Genomic DNA, 17,650 nt, shown 5'->3' with positions numbered 1-17,650 from the left:
GAAAACTTGCTAAAGTCGTCAGAAACCTGACGCTTTGGGGGAACCTTTATGTCCGATACTTCACGACGATCAGACGACTTCGAAGCCGCTGCAAAAGGCAGCCCGGAACAGATTGCTGAATTTGACGATCACCACCGCGGGTTTGTCGGAACGGTTCAGCATTTTTTGCATGTGAACCCCTCTCTGGTGCCGCTGATCGTTCTAGTGGCTGCCATCGTCATTTTCGGGGCTTTGCTGGGCTCCAAGTTCTTCTCGCCATTCGCGCTGACCCTGATCCTGCAACAGGTTCAGATCGTCGGGATCGTGGCGGCGGCGCAAAGCCTCGTCATCCTGACCGCTGGTATCGATCTGAGCGTCGGAGCAATCATGGTGATGTCGTCGGTTGTCATGGGACAGTTCACCTTCCGATATGGGCTGCCACCAACGGTCGCAATCGTTTGCGGCCTTTTCGTTGGAACCGCAATCGGCGCGGTGAACGGATATCTGGTCAGCCGCATCAAACTGCCGCCGTTCATCGTGACGCTTGGCATGTGGCAAATCGTTCTTGCGGCGAACTTCCTCTATTCTCAGAACGAAACCATCCGGTCACAGGAGATCGAAGAAAACGCCGCGATTCTGCAACTTTTCGGGGCCAAGTTCAACGTGGGCGGGGCGGTATTCACCGTCGGCGTGATCTTCATGCTGGCGCTGATCCTCGGGCTTTCCTACGCCCTGCGCCATACCGCGTGGGGCAGGCATGTTTACGCGGTCGGAGATGACCCGGAAGCTGCCGAGTTGTCAGGTGTCAATGTGCACCGAACGCTTATGTCCGTTTACATGTTGTCCGGGCTGATCTGTGCCTTTGCGGGCTGGGCTTTGATCGGCCGGATCGGATCGGTGTCTCCGACATCAGGCCAGTTGGCCAATATAGAAAGCATAACGGCGGTTGTGATCGGGGGCATATCCCTGTTCGGTGGCCGCGGGTCTATTCTGGGGTCGCTGTTCGGTGCCCTGATCGTGGGCGTCTTTACGCTTGGGCTTCGGTTGCTGGGCGCTGACGCGCAATGGACGTTTCTGTTGATCGGCATCCTTATCATCGCGGCGGTCGCGGTCGACCAGTGGATCAGAAAGGTGGCAGCCTGATGGAACCTATTCTCAAAGGACGGAACCTTGTGAAGCGCTACGGCAAGGTGACGGCGCTGGATCAGTGCGATTTCGATTTGATGCCGGGCGAGATTCTGGCCGTGATCGGTGACAACGGGGCAGGCAAGTCTACACTGATCAAGGCGGTGTCCGGCGCGGTGATGCCGGATGAAGGCGAAGTCTGGCTGGAAGGTCGGAAAGTAAATTTTCATTCCCCGATCGACGCGCGCGAAGCTGGTATTGAAACCGTCTACCAAACGCTTGCCATGTCCCCTGCCCTGTCAATTACGGACAACATGTTCATGGGTCGCGAAATCCGCCGCAAGGGGCCGCTGGGCTCGTGGTTTCGAATGCTCGACCGCCCGGCGATGGAGAAATTCGCCCGCGACAAACTGAGCGAACTGGGCCTGATGACGATCCAGAATATCAATCAAGCCGTTGAAACACTGTCCGGGGGTCAGCGTCAGGGTGTTGCGGTGGCTCGCGCTGCGGCATTCGGATCAAAAGTCATCATCCTTGACGAACCGACAGCTGCGCTGGGCGTGAAAGAAAGCCGTCGGGTCCTTGAACTGATCCTGGACGTGAAGTCTCGCGGCATTCCGATCATCCTGATCAGCCACAATATGCCACATGTTTTCGAGGTCGCCGATCGAATTCACGTACATCGGCTGGGCAAACGCCTCTGCGTCGTTGATCCCAAGGATTACACGATGTCCGACGCAGTGGCGTTCATGACCGGTGCCAAGGAACCACCCGCCGAGGACCAAGCCGCGTGACGGGTAAACTTGCCACCCCCGAGGCGCTTGCAACCAAAATCGCGGATGCCGTCCAGGCCTTGCCGCCGCTGCAAGACCGGCATCTTGTCGCGATTGCCGGGCCGCCGGGTTCGGGAAAAACGACTGCGGCGGGCCTTGCAACCAAAGAGCTCAATCTGCGCGGCGTCGCAACCGGACTGGTTTTCATGGACGGCTTCCACTATGACAACGTGATCTTGAAGGATCGCGGCCTGCTGAGCCGCAAAGGGTCTCCTGAAACCTTTGATCTTGCCGGCTTTCATGCGTTGCTTGATCGATTGCGCGCGGAAGAAGAAGTCGCAATACCCGAGTTTGACCGGGAACTGGATCTGGCCATTGCCGCGCGGTCCATGATCACGGTGGATCAGCGCGTTGTTCTGGTTGAGGGCAATTACCTTCTCTTGAACGAGCCGGGTTGGTCGGACCTTCACCAACTGTGGGCATTCAAGGTATTTCTGGACACCGATTTAAAAACACTCGAAACCCGCCTGACCAACAGATGGATCGGCCATGGACTGGACGCCAATGCCGCCAAGGACCGTGCGCAGTCGAACGATCTGCCGAATGCACAGCGCGTGACCCGAAATTCGATACCCGGTGACCTGACACTGGCTTGAGTTTTGCCTGCGGCCAACACAATCCGTCTTGATGAAAGGCCAGAGGTCAGTTCCGGTACACCGGCGGAACAAGACCGGCTTGGAACCAAGTCACGAAGGACACGATCGAAAACACCGGCAGCCCGGTCGCCTGCCGAATATCCGGCGCATAGGGGCACATATTCGTGCACTCCAGAACTATTGCCCCAAGTTCGGGATTGTCCGAGGCTAACGCGATTGCGGCCTCAACATTGTCCTCCCGTGCCTTCTCAACATTCAGATGCGATTCATTGCCAAGAATTGCGCGGGTGAACTCCTGCCCACCCTCGGTAGTGCCGATTGGCGTGTCCAAGGGGACATTGGCAGCCTGAAGATGGTCATTGGTCAAGGTGGAGGCCGAAATGGTCAGAATGCCCGCGCGCTTTCCCTTGGGAAGGATACGATTCACCATTTCGACCTGCATCAAGGACGACGTGACGACAGGAACCGGAACGGCCTCCGCCAGTTCCTTCTGGAACAGGGACAGGAACCCGCAATTGGTTGTTATTCCGTCCGCGCCGTCTTTGACCAACTCTTGCGCGGCGTCGATGAAGACCTCGAGCATACCTTCGGCCCGATGCCGAACTACCCGATCAGGCGAGGCATCCCGGACGATGCGGTACAGCACCGGAAACGGCCATGTCTGCGCATTGCCCATGTCACCGGGAATTCTTGGGAATTGCGCGTCCAGCATGAGGATTCCCACGGATGCGCCGTAAATGGACTTGCCGCCCTGCACGATCATCCCTGTTCCTCCTCGATAATGCGGGTCGAGATGTCTTCGGCCCCTTCCATGTAGATGTTGGTAATTCCGTGACGCACTGCGTCCTGAACCTGATCCATTCGTTTTGTGATATGAGCCGCCAGAACCCGGGCCGCCTCGTCCGCGTCCCGATCCAGCAGGGCCTGCATCACGTGTTTATGTTCGTCCTTGGACTTCTGCACCCGGTCCATGCTCATGGAAATCCAGCGGATATAGCGGATACGCTCGTTGATCCGCGTCAGAGTTTGCAACAACTCCATGTTCCCTGACAGCCTTGCGATCCCCAGATGGAACGCTTCGTCCCGGGCCACTGCTTCTTCGATCGTCAGGCCAGTGATGTCGATGCCCGTTTCGTAAAGTTCATCACGCAGCCTTTGCAGGCCTTCATCCGTCGCCTTGGTACAGGCGGATCGGGCCGCCGCGGATTCGATGATCTGGCGCAGCTCGAAAAGGTCGAACACGCTTTGCGCATCCAAGGGACGGCAAAAGAACCCTTGCCCCGGGCGGAAATCGAACAGCCGTTCGGCAACCAGACGGTTCAACGCTTCTCGCAACGGCGTGCGACTGACGCCCAGATCCCTGGACAGAGCGACCTCGTTCAGGCGGTCACCGGGGCGCAGGCGGAAGGAGACCGCCATCGCTTTGACCTGATCATAGATATCATCGACGCGTGGACCCGCCATAAACAATGCCCTTCTTCCGTTGATTCACAGGTGCCACACTCAATTCTTGAAATCAATATGCAAGCCTGTATACAGTTATGTGTACAATTATCACTCGAAGGAATCGCGAACCATGACAGGGACGAATTACCTGACCGGAGCCGAGGCGATGGTGCGTATGCTCGAGGCGCATGGCGTGACGCATATGTTCGGCCTGTGCGGCGATACCACCTTGCCGTTCTATGACGCGCTCGCCCGAATGGATCACGGCATTCAGCACATTCTGACCCGCGACGAACGGCACGCCGCCTACATGGCGGATGGCTATGCACGCGTGACAGGCAGGCCCGGCGTTTGCGAAGGCCCTTCCGGCGGTGGCGCGACCTACATTCTGCCGGGTGTGGTCGAGGCCAATGAAAGTTCGGTTCCAATCCTGGCGATCACCTCTGATGTGGCGACGACCAGCCGCGGGAAATACCCACTGACAGAACTGGATCAGCCGGCGTTGTTCCGCCCGCTGACGAAGTGGAACGCGTCTCTGGATGATGCCGCCCGGCTTCCGGCCATGGTTCGTGCGGCGTTCCGGGCGATGACAACGGGAACACCCGGCGCGACCCATCTGGCACTGCCGTTTGATACGCAGAAGGCACAGGTGGACGAAGCGGAAATCTGGGCCGACGACCGGCATCGCAGCTATCCCGCCGAACGGGCTGCCCCAGATCCGGATGCCATCGAAGCGGCCGCAGCCATTCTTGCCCGGGCCACATCCGCCGTCGCGGTCTGTGGCGGCGGCCCGGTTCTGTCCGGCGCGACCGATGCGTTGCGCCGCGTCGCCGGTCTGTTGGACATGCCCGTCGCCACAACCGTTTCAGGCCAAGGGTCCATCGCCGAAACCGATCCTCTGGCCCTGGGTGTCGTCGGATCGAACGGCGGCATCCCCGCGACACGCGCCGTGGTGGATCAGGCTGATGTCGTCCTGTTCATCGGGTGCCGCGCCGGTTCGGTCACGACCGAACGGTGGAGAAGCCCCGGGCGCAACGCCACGATCATTCACATCGACAGCGACCCCATGGTGATCGGCGCAAACTATCAGACCGAAGTGGCGATCTGCGCTGACGCCCGCCTCGCGCTTGAGGCATTGGCCCGAGCGCTGGAGGACCGGCAAGACCTGAACGGACAAGACGGAGCAACCAAGGCCCGCGCCGCATGGGCGGCCAAGGCGGCGGCATTTGCCCCCTTGGCTGCAAGTCGGGAAACGCCAATACGGCCCGAGGCTGTCATGGCGTCCCTGATGGACATTCTGGACGACGATGCGATTGTGGTCGCTGATCCCGGCACCCCCTGCCCCTATTTCAGCGCGCATTACCGTTGGCGGCAGCCCGGGCGGCATTTCATCACAAATCGCGCACATGGAGCACTGGGCTATTCTCTGGGGGCGGCCATGGGTGCACATGTCGGGCGGCCCTCGGTCAAGACCCTGGCCGTCATGGGCGATGGTTCGTTTGGGTTCACCTGCGGTGAATTTGAAACGATGGTCCGGCACAAAATGCCGATCACCTCGATCGTTTTCTCGAACTCGGTCTTCGGATGGATCAAGGCGGGTCAGGACGCTGGTTTTGATCAACGCTATTACAACGTCGATTTCAACCGGACCGACCACGCCGCCGTCGCAGCCGCTTTCGGAGTGAAATCATGGACGGTCAAAGACCCTGAGGACTTGCCAAAGGTGCTGAAACAGGCCGTCGAACATGACGGCCCCACATTGGTCGACATCCATTCGCAACAGCTTCACAAGGCCGCTGCACCTGTGTCGGAATGGGTTGCGTAAGAGGCAATCGACGGGGTCAGCTGGGCCAGAAATTCCTGCGCAATCGTGGACAGGGGGCGCCCCTTTGCGGTGATGATTGCAAGATCCAGCATGACGGATGGCCTGAACGGGCGGGTCTGGTACCCGCTCTCACCATCGAACGTCACGGTAAAGGGATCGATCATCGCAACCCCCATGCCCTGTTTCACAAAACTCAGCAGGTTCTCAGACAGGTGCGTGTGAATCTGTGTCCGCCACGTGCGCCCGGATGCCTGAAAGATGTCACGGGTTCGACGGTGGGTTTGGTGTTCCGGACCCATCACGATGAAGGGCTCGTTTTCCAGTATTTCCGGTGTCAGAACGTCATAATCCGCCAAGGGGCTGTTTTCTGGAAAAGTCGCAAGCGTTTCGAACTGAAACACCTGATAATTCAGAGTGTCGTGCAGGATCGGCATCTCGACGATGCCGATTTCAAACAGGCCTGAAATCACCCATTCCTGAATCTTGGATGAATACTGCGACTGGAAACTGACGGACAGGTTGGGGCGGCTTTTGGCAAAACGAGCGATCTCGCGCGGCATGAAACCAAATGACAGAAGATGCGGTGCCGCAACCTGCAATTGACCGGGATGTTTGTTCTGCAAGTCTGTCACGGCCTGCGCCACGTGATCCAGCCCGCGCACGACCGTGTCGACTTCGCGGAACAGCAGCTCGGCTTCGGGGGTGGGCAGCAAACGGCCCTTGTTGCGCTCGAACAGAGGCAGTCGCGCTTCGCGTTCCAACTGAGCCAACAGATTGCTGATACCAGGCTGGGATATCCCTAGTACCGACGCCGCACCGGTTACGGTTCCGGTTTCCATGATGGCGTGAAACGCTTGAAGCTGGCGAAAGCGCAGGGACATGGATTACCGCATCATTTTTTCTGATGAACTGTCGAAGATATAGTATTTGAAATGATATGCCCGTCAAGGCAGGCTTTCGCTCAACCACAGGGGGCGGAATGAACGATCTGTCACAAAACATCATCGGTTACGACCTTTGGCACCTGAAGCTTCCGGTCACGTCCCGCCGGGATCACGGTATAGGTTCCGTCGAAGGCGCCTGCGAAGTCGTCATACTGCGACTGACATCCGAGGATGGCACACAGGGATTTGGCGAAGCGTCACCCTGGTCGGTGTTCACCGGAACCCCGGAAGCGACATTCGCGGCACTGGATCGATATATACGCCCTCTTGTTCTTGGCGCCAGCGTGGGCGACCGGTCAGCCATCATGGCGCGCGCGGCCTGTGCCGTGGCGCATTGCACCGAGGCCAAGGCCGCGCTGGAAACCGCGCTGCTGGATCTGGCCGGCCGTATCAGCGACATCCCTGTCTGGTCTTTGCTGGGCGGTCGCTGCCGCAGCGCCATTCCGCTCAGCTGTTCCATCGCCAACCCGGACTTTTCCCAGGACATAGACCTGTTGGCGCGGTTGCGAGAGGATGGCGTGCGGATTGTCAAACTCAAGACCGGGTTCAAGGATCACGCCTTTGACATCATGCGATTGGAATATCTGGCGCAGAACTGTCCTGAATTCTCGGTCCGCGTGGATTTCAATCAGGGGCTGAACATCGAGGACGCCCCGGCGCGGGTGCGGGACGTGGCCCAGTTCAATCCTGATTTCATCGAACAGCCGGTTCGCGCCCACCATTTCGACATGATGGCAAAGCTGCGCCAAATGACCGAAATTCCCCTTCTCGCTGATGAGAGCGTCTTTGGCCCCGAAGATATGGAACGCGCCGCGCGTGAACGTATTTGCGATGGTGTTTCGGTGAAAATAATGAAGTCTGGCGGCCTGACCCGCGGGCAAACGGTCGCCCGCATTGCGGCCGCGCATGGTCTGACGGCATATGGCGGGGACATGTTCGAGGCCGGCTTGGCCCATCTTGCCGGCACCCACATGATTGCCGCAACGCCCGAGATCAAATTGGGCTGCGAATTCTATCAGGCGTCCTATTTCCTGAAAGAAGACATTCTGGAAGAACCCTTCCGGATCCAGAACGGACAGGTCTGCGTGCCCGCAACCCCCGGGCTTGGCGGCAGGCCCGAGATGGCCAAACTAAACCATTACGCAGTGGCCAGGGCGGTTTCAGAATGAGTGACAAGAAAACCATAGCCATCATCGGCGCCGGTATCGTCGGCGTGTCGGCCGCGGTCTGGCTGCAACGGGACGGGCACGACGTGATCCTGTTCGACAAGGCCGGACCGGGTGAAGGCACGTCTCATGGCAATGGCGGTGTGCTGGCGTCCTGTTCCATCATACCTGTGACGGTTCCCGGACTGCTTAGCAAAGCGCCCAAAATGTTGCTGAGTTCGTCGCAGCCGCTGTTTATGAAATGGGGGTATCTGCCAAAGTTGCTCCCATGGCTCCGGCAATATCTAAGCCACGCGAACGTGGCAGACGTTGAACGGATCGCGGCGGCGCTGACGCCGATCGTCGGCGACAGCCTGAATGACCACAAGGCATTGGCGGCAGGCACGCGTGCTGAAAAGTGGATCGTGCCCAGCGACTATCTGTTTCTCTACGAGAACCGGGCCCATTTTGAACAAGATGCGTTGGGCTGGGGAATAAGGCGGAAGAACGGCTTTGATTGGGAAGAACTGGAGGGCAAGGCGTTTCACGACTATGACCCCGTGTTCAGCCCGGATATCGGTTTCGCTGCCAAGCTGTCAAACCACGGTCATATCATCGATCCGGGGCGGTACGTGAAAGACCTGGCCGCCCATGTCGAGGCCGGCGGAGGCCGGATCATCCGCGCCAATGTCGAGGACGTCACCCGCGACAACGGCCGCGTTACCGGTGTGCGCGCGGATGGTGAGACCATCGTTTGCGACACCGCCATTGTAACGGCTGGCGTCTGGTCGGGGCCGCTGGCAAAGCGACTGGGGGTTTCTGTTCCTCTTGAAAGCGAGCGCGGTTATCATCTTGAATTGGTGTCACCTTCTGCCATGCCCCGCAGCCCGGTCATGGTGGCTTCGGGCAAGTTTGTTGCCACGCCCATGGATGGGCGCATACGCTTGGCGGGTATCGTGGAGTTCGGTGGGCTGGACGCACCGCCCTCGCGCGCACCGTTTGAATTGATGCGAAAGAATGCCCGGGCCGCGTTTCCGGGCATAACATGGAAGGAGGAAGTGGAATGGATGGGGCACAGGCCGGCCCCGGCTGACTCGATCCCGATCATAGGCGACGTGCCCGGAATCAAAGGGGCCTATATGGGCTTTGGGCATCATCATATCGGCCTGACAGGTGGGCCAAAGACCGGGCGGCTTCTGGCGCAGATGATCGCGGGCAGAACCCCGAACACCGACGTAAGCGTCTATGCGCCGTCGCGCTTTGCAACATAAGAACAGACCGATGAAAAACACCGGTATTTCAAAACTCGATAGGGAGAAAACGATGAAAACACTGACAAACCTTCTGGCGGCAACCGCTTTGACTGCTGCCGCGGCAGCACCGGCCATGGCCGAAAAATGGGACATGCCGATGGCCTATTCGGCGTCGAACTTCCATTCGGCCACCGGTGCGGAATTCGCCAAATGTGTAACGACCGGAACCGGCGGTGAGATCGAAATCGTTACGCATCCATCCGGCTCGCTGTTCAAAGGTGCCGATATCAAACGCGCAATCCAGACCGGGCAAGCCCCGATCGGAGAACGCCTTCTGTCCGGCCACCAGAATGAGAACGCGTTGTTCGGTTTCGACTCGATCCCGTTCCTTGCGACCTCGTTCGACGACAGCGCCAAGCTTTGGGAGGCCGCCAAGCCCTCTATCGAAAAACTGCTGGCCGAGCAGAACCTGACGCTGCTTTATGCTGTACCGTGGCCGCCGCAGGGACTGTATTTCAAGAATGAGGTGAACTCGGTCGCCGATATGAAGGGCATCAAGTTCCGTTCGTACAACAACGCGACTTCGCGACTGGCCGAGTTGACGGGCATGTTGCCGGTAACGATCGAAGCGGCAGAAATCAGTCAGGCTTTTGCGACGGGTGTCGCCGAGTCGATGGTGTCTTCGGGATCGACCGGGTACGACCGCAAGGTCTGGGAAAGCCTGAACTATTTCTACGAAGTCGATGCCTGGTTGCCGCGCAACTACGTGATGGTGAATTCGGATGTCTGGTCGGGCGTGTCCGACGCCAACAAGAACGTCATCAAGGCCTGCGCAGAGCTGGCGGAATACGCGGGCAACTGGCGCGCCAAGGAATACACCGGCTTTACTCTGCAAGGTCTGCGTGATGGTGGCATGACCGTCGGTCCGGCATCCGAGCAGATGACGAATGAGCTGAAAGAGATTGGTGTGACCATGACCAATGAATGGCTGGAGGCCGCCGGCGACGAAGGCAAAGCCATCGTCGACGCGTTCAACGCCTCTCAGTAACCATTCGAGGCAGGCGGCGTTGCATTGCGTCGCCTGTTTTCCATCCAATCATAACAAAGCGGGGACGCCATGGCGGTATTGCGGGGGCTTCGGTCCGTTCTGGATTTCATCTATCTGGCAGCGGGGGTAATGGCGGCGGTCAGCCTGATTGCCATTCTTTTGCTGATCGTCGTGCAGATGCTGGCCCGCTGGACCGGTGAGGTATTTCCCGGAGCGCCCGACTATGCCGGCTATGCAATGGCGGCGGCATCTTTTCTGGCCTTTGCCAATGCGTTGAATCGGGGCAGCCACATTCGGGTTTCGATCCTTCTGAACGCGGTGCCGGACAGCGTGCGGCGTGTCCTTGAAATCTGGTGTTTCACCATCGGCACAGCCGTCATGTGGTATTTCTGCTGGTATGCCTATCGCTTCGTCTATTGGAGCTGGAAGTTCAACGACATCAGCCAGGGTCAGGACAGAACCGCGCTGTGGATTCCGCAATCCGCGATGCTGATCGGAGCCGTCATCCTGGCCATCGCGCTGACGGATCACCTGATCCACGTCCTGTTCAAAGGTGACCATCGCATTGTCCGCGATCTGGCCGACCAGAGCCACGGAGAATAGACGCATGGAAAACCTGTCTGTCATCATCCTTTTCCTTTTTGTTCTGTTCACGTTGCTCGGTACCGGTGTCTGGGTTGGCCTGGCCCTGATGGGGGTCGCCTGGGTCGGGATGGAGCTGTTCACGACACGCCCCGTGGGCGACGTGATGATCACAACCATCTGGTCGGCGTCGTCGTCGTGGACCCTGACCGCCTTGCCCATGTTCATCTGGATGGGCGAAATCCTGTACCGCACGCGATTATCCGAAGACATGTTCAAAGGGCTGTCCCCTTGGATGGCACCCCTGCCCGGCGGTTTGGTGCATACCAATATCGTGGGTTGTACCGTCTTCGCGGCAGTCTCAGGTTCGTCGGCGGCAACGCTGACCACCGTCGGCAAGATGTCGATCCCCGAACTGCGCAAGCGCAATTACCCCGAACGGATGATCATCGGTACTCTGACCGGCGCGGCCACTCTGGGGCTGATGATCCCGCCGTCCCTAACCCTGATCGTCTATGGGGTGACGATCAATGAATCGATCACCAAGCTGTTCTTTGCCGGCATCCTTCCCGGTTTGGTGCTGGCAGCGATGTTCATGGGTTATGTTGCGATCTATTCCAAGTTGGGCAAAGATTGGACCCCGGATGTCGAGGGCAAGCTGAGCTTCTCCGAGAAAGTCAGAAATTCCCGCTTTTTGTTGCCTGTGATCCTTCTGATCACGGTCGTCATCGGCTCAATGTATCTGGGCTATGCCACTGCGACCGAAGCTGCGGCTTTCGGGGTGATCGGCGGCCTGTTGCTTGCGGCAGGCCAGGGGTCGTTGAACTGGAAGACATTCACTGAAAGCCTGATGGGGGCCACGCGAACCAGCGCGATGATTGCCCTGATCCTTGCTGGCGCTGCTTTCCTGTCACTGTCCATGGGCTTCACCGGCCTGCCGCGCGGGCTGGCCGATCTGATTGCAGGTTGGGAACTGACCCGTTTCGAACTGCTGATGGTCCTGCTGGTGTTCTACATCATTCTGGGCTGTTTTCTTGACGGGATTTCTTCCGTCGTGTTGACCATGGCCGTGGTGGAACCAATGATCCGCGATGCTGGCATTGACCTGATCTGGTTCGGCATCTTCATCGTGGTCGTTGTTGAAATGGCGCAGATCACACCTCCGATCGGGTTCAACCTGTTCGTGATGCAGGGCATGACCAACCATGAGATGAGCTATATCGCACGCGCAGCGATACCGATGTTCCTGATCATGGTGCTGATGGTCTTCATCCTCATCTGGTTCCCCGACCTCGCCACCTGGCTGCCCGAGAATTTGCGTCAGAGCCCGGGCGGGTAAAACGGCCTTGAACCTGCTCCATCTGGCGGCCCGTCACGGGCCCCGTGTTCTGGTCGCCGGATTGGCGGCGGGTCTTTTATTGCCGGGTTTGGCCGAGCCCATGCGAGGCCTGCTGCCGCCCCTGGTCGTGTTGTTGCTGTTCGTCACCGTCCTGAGAATGGACCCCGAAACCATTCTTGGATCGTTGAGCGATCTGCACAAGGTCGCGTTCACCGTCATCGGGTTTCAATTCGTGATGCCGCTGATCATTCTGGCTATTGGATTTGTCGGGGGATGGACCGGAACGCCGGTGCTTCTGTCCCTGCTCATCATGGCGGCTGCGCCCTCGATTTCCGGCAGTCCCAACATGTGTTTGATGATGGGCTACCCACCTGAACACGCGATGCGAATGATGGTGGTTGGGACCGCCCTGCTGCCATTGACAGCGTTTCCGGTGTTCCTGCTCATGCCAGAACTGGGCGGCATTCACTCTGTTCTGCTGGCCGGGTTGCAACTGCTGTTGACGATACTCTGCACAACCGGCGCCGCCATTGTTGTCCGGCGCGTCTGGTTGCGTTCACCATCACGCTCCACATTGGTGAATCTGGAAGGGTTGGGCACAATCACCTTGGCCGTTTTTGTCATCGGCCTGATGCCTTCCGTCAGCACCACTGCGCTGAAAAGCCCGGCCGTCGCCGCTTTCTGGATCGCGCTCGCCTGTCTGGCCAATTTCGGAGCACAATTCCTTTCGTTCCGCATGACCCGTGGACGTCTGCCGGCAGCCAGAGCAACCGCTGTCTCTCTGATCGCGGGAAACAGAAACATCGCGATTTTCTTCGTTGCTTTGCCGCCCGAGGTCACCGCACCCATCATGGTCTTCATCGGGGCGTATCAAATCCCGATGTACCTGACGCCAATGGTCATGCGTCATCTCTACATGAGGCAAGTCTTGCCCGAGTAGCTTTGGAAAGCCGCCTTAGGATATTTTTTTCCTTTTCTCCGATCCTTGTCCGCGTTGGGCCGATACCTCGTGCTTGGTTCAATGCAAAAAAACACCCTCAGGAAAATCGGGTGAATGCTTGTCACAGTTGACAGCTAATTGCATCCTTCCTATTTACTGTCAATATCGACAGTAAAGGATACATCATGCCGATAAGCAAACTGGTCGTCGCATCTGTGATGACATTAGCTTCAACCCTCGGGGCATCCGCACAAACTCTCACTGCAACGGTGCAGGGCGTGCGCAATGCAGAGGGTGATTTGATCATTGCCGTGTTCGATGACGCAAAGTCTTTTAAGGCCATGGACATGACGAACGCGGCGGCCTTGGCTTCCGTTCCTGCTGTCAAAGGCTTGGCTTCGGTCACCTTTCACAATCTCCCGCCTGGCACCTATGCGATTGCCGGGATTCACGACGAGAACAGCAACAGCAACCTGGATACCGAAAAAGATGTCCCAACCGAAGGGTACGGCTTTGGCGGTATGGGGCAGAACGGTCTGCCGCCGGAATTCGCGAATGCCGCTGTCACCGTCGGCACCGGCGTAACCGCAAACCTGAAGCTGAAATACTGGAAATAACATGATCGGCGCCCCACAAATCGTGAAGAACGTCATGAGCAGATCATGCAGGCTCTGATCAGATGTGTTGCGAAATCTGGCCTGGATGGTGCATCGCTTTCGCTGCGCTCATGGTCGCGACGGCGCTTGGCTGTCAGACGTTGTGGGGGATTCTTTTCATGTTCTGGACAATCCCGAGCTTTCATTCCGGGCACTCTTTGCTTTTAACCAACGTATCCCGGGATGAGGATCCCATCCTGTTTTGGCTGGTCCAACTTGCCTGGATCGCACTTAGCCTGTCGATGACCGCTATCGACTTTCACCCTCGGACGTTTTGAAAACTCTTTCACAAGAGGCTCAAATGAAACCCATGCTACACCTTTTGCCGGTCGAAGCTTACACGAGCCAGGATTGGTTCGACCAAAAAATGCGCGAAATCTTCTCCAATACCTGACTCTATGCCGGGTTTTGGAAGATGTCAGCGAACCCGGCCAGCTCATGGCCGTGCAGGCCGGAACCAACAACATATTCGTGATCATGGGGCGCGACCGTCGCCTGCGCGCCTTCCATAACATCTGCCGCCACCGCGAAACCTAATTGATCAGCGCGGTTGGCAAAACGCAAAAAGCGTTGACCTGTCCTTATCACGATTGGACCTACGATCTTGAAGGCAATCTGATTTTGGTGCCGGATGAACACGAGAAATATGGCAAGGTCGACAAGTCCTGCCTTGGCCTGAAACCCGCCAAGGTCGATATCTGGGAATCGATGATTTTCGTCCATCCTGACCCCGACGCGCTTTCCATCGCAGAATGGTTCGGCCCGGTCGAACCCCTTGGCCCGGAACGGACGCGAGTTCACAACCGTGGGCGGGTGTCCAACAGCTCCAAAAAGGGAATTCACCAAACAGTCGATGAAGTCGTCGTCTTTCTGGTCCAAGTTTGGAATAGGCGGAAAATACGAAGCCAATGACGCGATGGGCGAAGATGACCCGATGGTTGCCGATGACTTTACCGGCGAAGACATCTACGCGTGCGAGCAACAGCAGAAATCCCTGCATTCTCGGTATTTTGAAGCAGGTCCGGCGGCAAACGGTGAAAGCCCCATCATCGCGCACCAGAAAGTTGTTCTGCAATGGTTGGGGGAAGGAAAATGAACCCGCGTGATTTTTTCCCATTGCGCGTTTGCGGGACCAGAGTCGAGTTGGGTGGCGTGGCAAAGACCGTCATGTTCGAGGTCCCTGACCGCCTGATGGACATATTCGCCTGGAGGCCGGGCCAACACGTGTCCGTTCGTTTCAATATTGATGGCGAAGAGCACCGTCGAAGCTATTCGATCTCCAGTTCGCCTTACTCCGGGGATCCGCTTCGCATCACCGTCAAACGGATCAAGGGTGGCCGTGTCAGCAACTTCATCAACGACACTGTTCAGGAAGGGCAAACCATTGATGTCATGCCGCCATTTGGCAGTTTCTGCCTGGACCTCGACGAAACGGCGCGGCGCACCCATTACTTTTTTGGCGCGGGCTCTGGCATTACTCCGCTCTTTGCAATGCTGAACTCGGTTTTGACAGCCGAGCCCCATTCAGTCGCGCATTTGGTGTATGGCAACACAAACGCCAAGAGCATCCTGTTGCAGCACGAACTGAGCGTGCTTCAGAAAGCGCATCCCGAACGTTTTACAATCAACCATGTCTTTTCGAAACCCGGCTGGTGGTCCAGCGCCGAGTACTGGCGGCAAGGTACAATCGACAAGGCCGCCATCGAAGCGTTGATCGCCGAGTATCCACCTTACACCCAGGACGCGCGTTACTATATCTGTGGTCCGGGCGATATGAACCAGGCCGTCAAATCGGCCTTGATGTCCATTGATGTTCCCCCGAACCGTCTCCACATGGAAAGCTATGGTGCTGCGCCGGATCTGGACACGGGTATTGACGGGGTGGACGCATCCGCTGAACTGACGCTGGAAGGCATCCGACACCTCATTTCGGTTTCCAAGGGACAGACCATTCTTCACGCAACGCAGTCAGCGGGGCTCAAGCCACCCTATTCCTGCCAATCCGGAGTTTGCGGCGCGTGCCGGGCCAAACTGACCAACGGCACAGTTCATTTGCGGGCGCGCATGGCGCTGGAAGACAAAGACATCAAAGCCGCAGAAATCATGACCTGCCAGTCAATACCCACGGCGGAAAAACTGACGATCAGCTTTGACCAGACCCGTCGCTGAAAAGCCAATGACGCGCCTGAGGCATGACGGTTCACGCCGCCTCAGGTCATTCACGGATCAGATCATGCGTCCGGCGCGCAATCTCTGATCACGAAGTGCTTGGTCGTTTCTTCCACGACTTCCCAATAGCCGCGAAAGCCGTTGGGGATCAAAAAGCTGGCCCCGGTGCGAAAATCCTGACGGGTCCCGTCTTCGTGGATCAGGGCGCAATGGCCTTTGACGATATAGCAATATTCGTCCTTGTCCGTGAACGCGTGCCATTTGCCCGGCGTAGACGTCCAGGTTCCGGCAGACAATTGCCCATCCGGGCTGGTGAAGTGCATTCCAATCTTGTGATGCGGATCACCCTCGACAACGCGATCGGGAAGATCGGCCAAACGCCTTTCGCTGCGCGTTTCCGGCTCATCGAATAGATTGAGTACCTGTGTCGTCATGAGGTCATACCCTCCTGCTGGTCATGTAGTGCGAGATGACGTGACCGGCCAATGGTCGGTCACGTGCTGGACGTGGAATTTCGCCATCCTCTAGTGAAACAGGTAGACGCCCACCAGAACCAGAGCAGCGATGAAGATCGTCTCGGCCACAATCAGGACGATGGCCTGCCCGCCAACATCCAAAATCCGCTTGAGCGACGTTTTCATGCCCACTGCGGCAATCGACACCAGCAGCGCCCAACGGCTGAGATCGGCCATGGCCGACGAGACCACATCCGGGATCAGACCTATTGAATTCAGGACGGCAAAGATCAGAAAGCCAACGACAAACATCGGCAAAATGGGCGGGCGCTTGCCGTCTTCCTCGCTGAACTCCGCGTGGCGCCGGACAAGAAACGAGATAACCAGCACCACCGGGGCCAGCATGGCAACACGGATCAGTTTGACCAAAGTCGCGACCTCACCGGTTTGGTCCGAAACCGAGAACCCGGCCCCGACAACCTGCGCGACATCATGTATCGTTCCGCCCAGGAAGACCCCTGAAACCTCGTCGTTGAACTCGAAAGCCTCGGTGAGGATCGGGTAGGCGATCATCGCGATTGTCGACAGAACAGTTACCGACAGTACCGTGAAAACCAAGTTCCGCTCCGAATGCTCGTTTTTGGGCAGAATGGCCGACAAGGCCATCGCGGCCGATGCGCCGCAGATCGCCACCGATCCCCCCGTCAGCACCCCAAAGCGCCAACCACGGCCCAGAAGACGCGCGCCAAGAAGGCCGAACAGGATCGTGAGGATCACACCGGCAATCACAACGGCAATCAGATCAGCGCCAAGGCTCATCATCAATTCAACGGAAATACGCGCCCCAAGCAGCGCAACGCCAAAACGAAGAACCGTTCGTGCGGTAAATTCGATTCCGGCCTTGCAGTCGCCGGCATCGTCTTCGGCCAGGAAATGGAACGCGATGCCCAGCAACAAGGCCATCAGCATCGCCGGGGCACCATAATGTTCGGACAAGAACTTCGCTGCGACGGCGACAACCACGGAAACAAGGAAACCGTGCCCGTTCAAACGAACGAAAGACCGTGCCCGAAGCCACGGCGAGTTGGATGCACTCAACGCCTGCATCTTACTTCCTTTGCAATATTTGAGCTGCCTTTTGGGCAAAGCCTGCCCCCACCCGAACCGTATTCGGCCCGGGTGGGGGCAGGATCAGATTACAGTTCGGCCTGAGCTTTCATGTCATCGGCGGAGATTCCGGCGACGGCGACGGGTTTTTTCATCGCGTCGCGGCGGAAAGGCTCGCCGAGCTCCTGGTTGATCAGGGCCTCGATCA

The 17,650-nt window shown here is 57.8% G+C and carries 18 protein-coding genes and 1 pseudogene; 14 read left to right on the top strand and 5 right to left on the bottom strand.

The window, feature by feature from the left end; translation table 11 throughout:
• Window positions 1-48 precede the first annotated feature (48 nt).
• The 3 genes from ACR0FB_RS20295 to ACR0FB_RS20285 are packed head-to-tail and all read left to right on the top strand — an operon-like array spanning window position 49 to window position 2,533.
• Window positions 49-1,122 carry an ABC transporter permease gene (locus ACR0FB_RS20295; protein WP_480492626.1) on the top strand — a complete coding sequence of 358 codons (1,074 nt, stop codon included), beginning with the start codon at window positions 49-51 and terminating at the stop codon, window positions 1,120-1,122.
• Window positions 1,122-1,898 carry an ATP-binding cassette domain-containing protein gene (locus ACR0FB_RS20290; protein WP_171638512.1) on the top strand — a complete coding sequence of 259 codons (777 nt, stop codon included), beginning with the start codon at window positions 1,122-1,124 and terminating at the stop codon, window positions 1,896-1,898. Before ACR0FB_RS20295 ends, ACR0FB_RS20290 begins: the two co-directional genes overlap by 1 nt.
• Window positions 1,895-2,533 (top strand): nucleoside/nucleotide kinase family protein, encoded by a 639-nt coding sequence (locus tag ACR0FB_RS20285; RefSeq protein ID WP_371807786.1) that lies wholly within the window; start codon window positions 1,895-1,897, stop codon window positions 2,531-2,533. The genes ACR0FB_RS20290 and ACR0FB_RS20285 overlap by 4 nt, the downstream gene beginning before the upstream one ends.
• A gap of 46 nt (window positions 2,534-2,579) precedes the next feature.
• On the opposite strand, the gene ACR0FB_RS20280 is transcribed toward ACR0FB_RS20285, so the two are convergent.
• Both ACR0FB_RS20280 and ACR0FB_RS20275 read right to left on the bottom strand, forming a co-directional pair.
• On the bottom strand, window positions 2,580-3,296 hold the full coding sequence (locus ACR0FB_RS20280; protein WP_171725158.1) for an aspartate/glutamate racemase family protein: 717 nt from the start codon (window positions 3,294-3,296) through the stop codon (window positions 2,580-2,582).
• Window positions 3,293-3,997: a GntR family transcriptional regulator gene (locus tag ACR0FB_RS20275; protein ID WP_210093895.1), complete on the bottom strand. Its 705-nt coding sequence runs from the start codon at window positions 3,995-3,997 to the stop codon at window positions 3,293-3,295. Before ACR0FB_RS20275 ends, ACR0FB_RS20280 begins: the two co-directional genes overlap by 4 nt.
• A 112-nt stretch (window positions 3,998-4,109) precedes the next feature.
• Here ACR0FB_RS20275 and ACR0FB_RS20270 point away from each other — a divergent pair, with 112 nt between their 5' ends.
• On the top strand, window positions 4,110-5,804 hold the full coding sequence (locus ACR0FB_RS20270) for a thiamine pyrophosphate-binding protein (RefSeq protein ID WP_209835540.1): 1,695 nt from the start codon (window positions 4,110-4,112) through the stop codon (window positions 5,802-5,804).
• On the opposite strand, the gene ACR0FB_RS20265 is transcribed toward ACR0FB_RS20270, so the two are convergent.
• Window positions 5,765-6,685, bottom strand: a complete 921-nt coding sequence (locus tag ACR0FB_RS20265) for a LysR family transcriptional regulator (RefSeq protein ID WP_171638519.1) — start codon at window positions 6,683-6,685, stop codon at window positions 5,765-5,767. The genes ACR0FB_RS20270 and ACR0FB_RS20265 overlap by 40 nt on opposite strands.
• Before the next feature lie 98 nt (window positions 6,686-6,783).
• Here ACR0FB_RS20265 and ACR0FB_RS20260 point away from each other — a divergent pair, with 98 nt between their 5' ends.
• The 10 genes and pseudogenes from ACR0FB_RS20260 to ACR0FB_RS20215 all read left to right on the top strand — a co-directional run bounded on the left by ACR0FB_RS20260 (window position 6,784) and on the right by ACR0FB_RS20215 (window position 15,880).
• Window positions 6,784-7,917 (top strand): enolase C-terminal domain-like protein, encoded by a 1,134-nt coding sequence (locus ACR0FB_RS20260; protein ID WP_480621739.1) that lies wholly within the window; start codon window positions 6,784-6,786, stop codon window positions 7,915-7,917.
• Complete coding sequence (locus ACR0FB_RS20255) at window positions 7,914-9,164, top strand: NAD(P)/FAD-dependent oxidoreductase (RefSeq protein ID WP_480621740.1); 1,251 nt, start codon at window positions 7,914-7,916, stop codon at window positions 9,162-9,164. The genes ACR0FB_RS20260 and ACR0FB_RS20255 overlap by 4 nt, the downstream gene beginning before the upstream one ends.
• A 52-nt stretch (window positions 9,165-9,216) precedes the next feature.
• Entirely contained in the window at window positions 9,217-10,194 is a 978-nt protein-coding gene (locus ACR0FB_RS20250) for a TRAP transporter substrate-binding protein (RefSeq protein ID WP_171638541.1), read from the top strand.
• A 69-nt stretch (window positions 10,195-10,263) separates the two neighbouring features.
• Window positions 10,264-10,797, top strand: a complete 534-nt coding sequence (locus ACR0FB_RS20245; RefSeq protein ID WP_171638543.1) for a TRAP transporter small permease — start codon at window positions 10,264-10,266, stop codon at window positions 10,795-10,797.
• A gap of 4 nt (window positions 10,798-10,801) precedes the next feature.
• Window positions 10,802-12,115, top strand: coding sequence for a TRAP transporter large permease (locus ACR0FB_RS20240; RefSeq protein ID WP_152460436.1), 1,314 nt, complete (start codon window positions 10,802-10,804; stop codon window positions 12,113-12,115).
• A 7-nt stretch (window positions 12,116-12,122) separates the two neighbouring features.
• The gene (locus ACR0FB_RS20235; RefSeq protein WP_171638544.1) at window positions 12,123-13,055 is read left to right on the top strand and encodes a hypothetical protein; all 933 of its coding nucleotides are present in this window, start codon (window positions 12,123-12,125) and stop codon (window positions 13,053-13,055) included.
• A gap of 185 nt (window positions 13,056-13,240) precedes the next feature.
• Window positions 13,241-13,672: a DUF2141 domain-containing protein gene (locus ACR0FB_RS20230; protein WP_171638546.1), complete on the top strand. Its 432-nt coding sequence runs from the start codon at window positions 13,241-13,243 to the stop codon at window positions 13,670-13,672.
• A gap of 477 nt (window positions 13,673-14,149) precedes the next feature.
• Window positions 14,150-14,623, top strand: a pseudogene (locus ACR0FB_RS20225) (aromatic ring-hydroxylating oxygenase subunit alpha).
• On the top strand, window positions 14,565-14,807 hold the full coding sequence (locus ACR0FB_RS20220) for a hypothetical protein (protein ID WP_480621742.1): 243 nt from the start codon (window positions 14,565-14,567) through the stop codon (window positions 14,805-14,807). Before ACR0FB_RS20225 ends, ACR0FB_RS20220 begins: the two are co-directional and overlap by 59 nt.
• A complete protein-coding gene (locus ACR0FB_RS20215) occupies window positions 14,804-15,880 on the top strand; it encodes a 2Fe-2S iron-sulfur cluster-binding protein (RefSeq protein WP_480621741.1) in 1,077 nt (358 codons plus the stop codon). The genes ACR0FB_RS20220 and ACR0FB_RS20215 overlap by 4 nt, the downstream gene beginning before the upstream one ends.
• 62 nt (window positions 15,881-15,942) lie before the next feature.
• Here ACR0FB_RS20215 and ACR0FB_RS20210 read toward each other — a convergent pair whose 3' ends face one another.
• Entirely contained in the window at window positions 15,943-16,314 is a 372-nt protein-coding gene (locus ACR0FB_RS20210) for a cupin domain-containing protein (RefSeq protein ID WP_209835535.1), read from the bottom strand.
• A 90-nt stretch (window positions 16,315-16,404) separates the two neighbouring features.
• Complete coding sequence (locus ACR0FB_RS20205; protein WP_210093889.1) at window positions 16,405-17,442, bottom strand: YeiH family protein; 1,038 nt, start codon at window positions 17,440-17,442, stop codon at window positions 16,405-16,407.
• Window positions 17,443-17,650: the final 208 nt, after the last annotated feature.

The organism is Ruegeria sp. P10, assembly GCF_056534925.1.
This window is presented reverse-complemented; position numbering and strand designations above follow the sequence as displayed.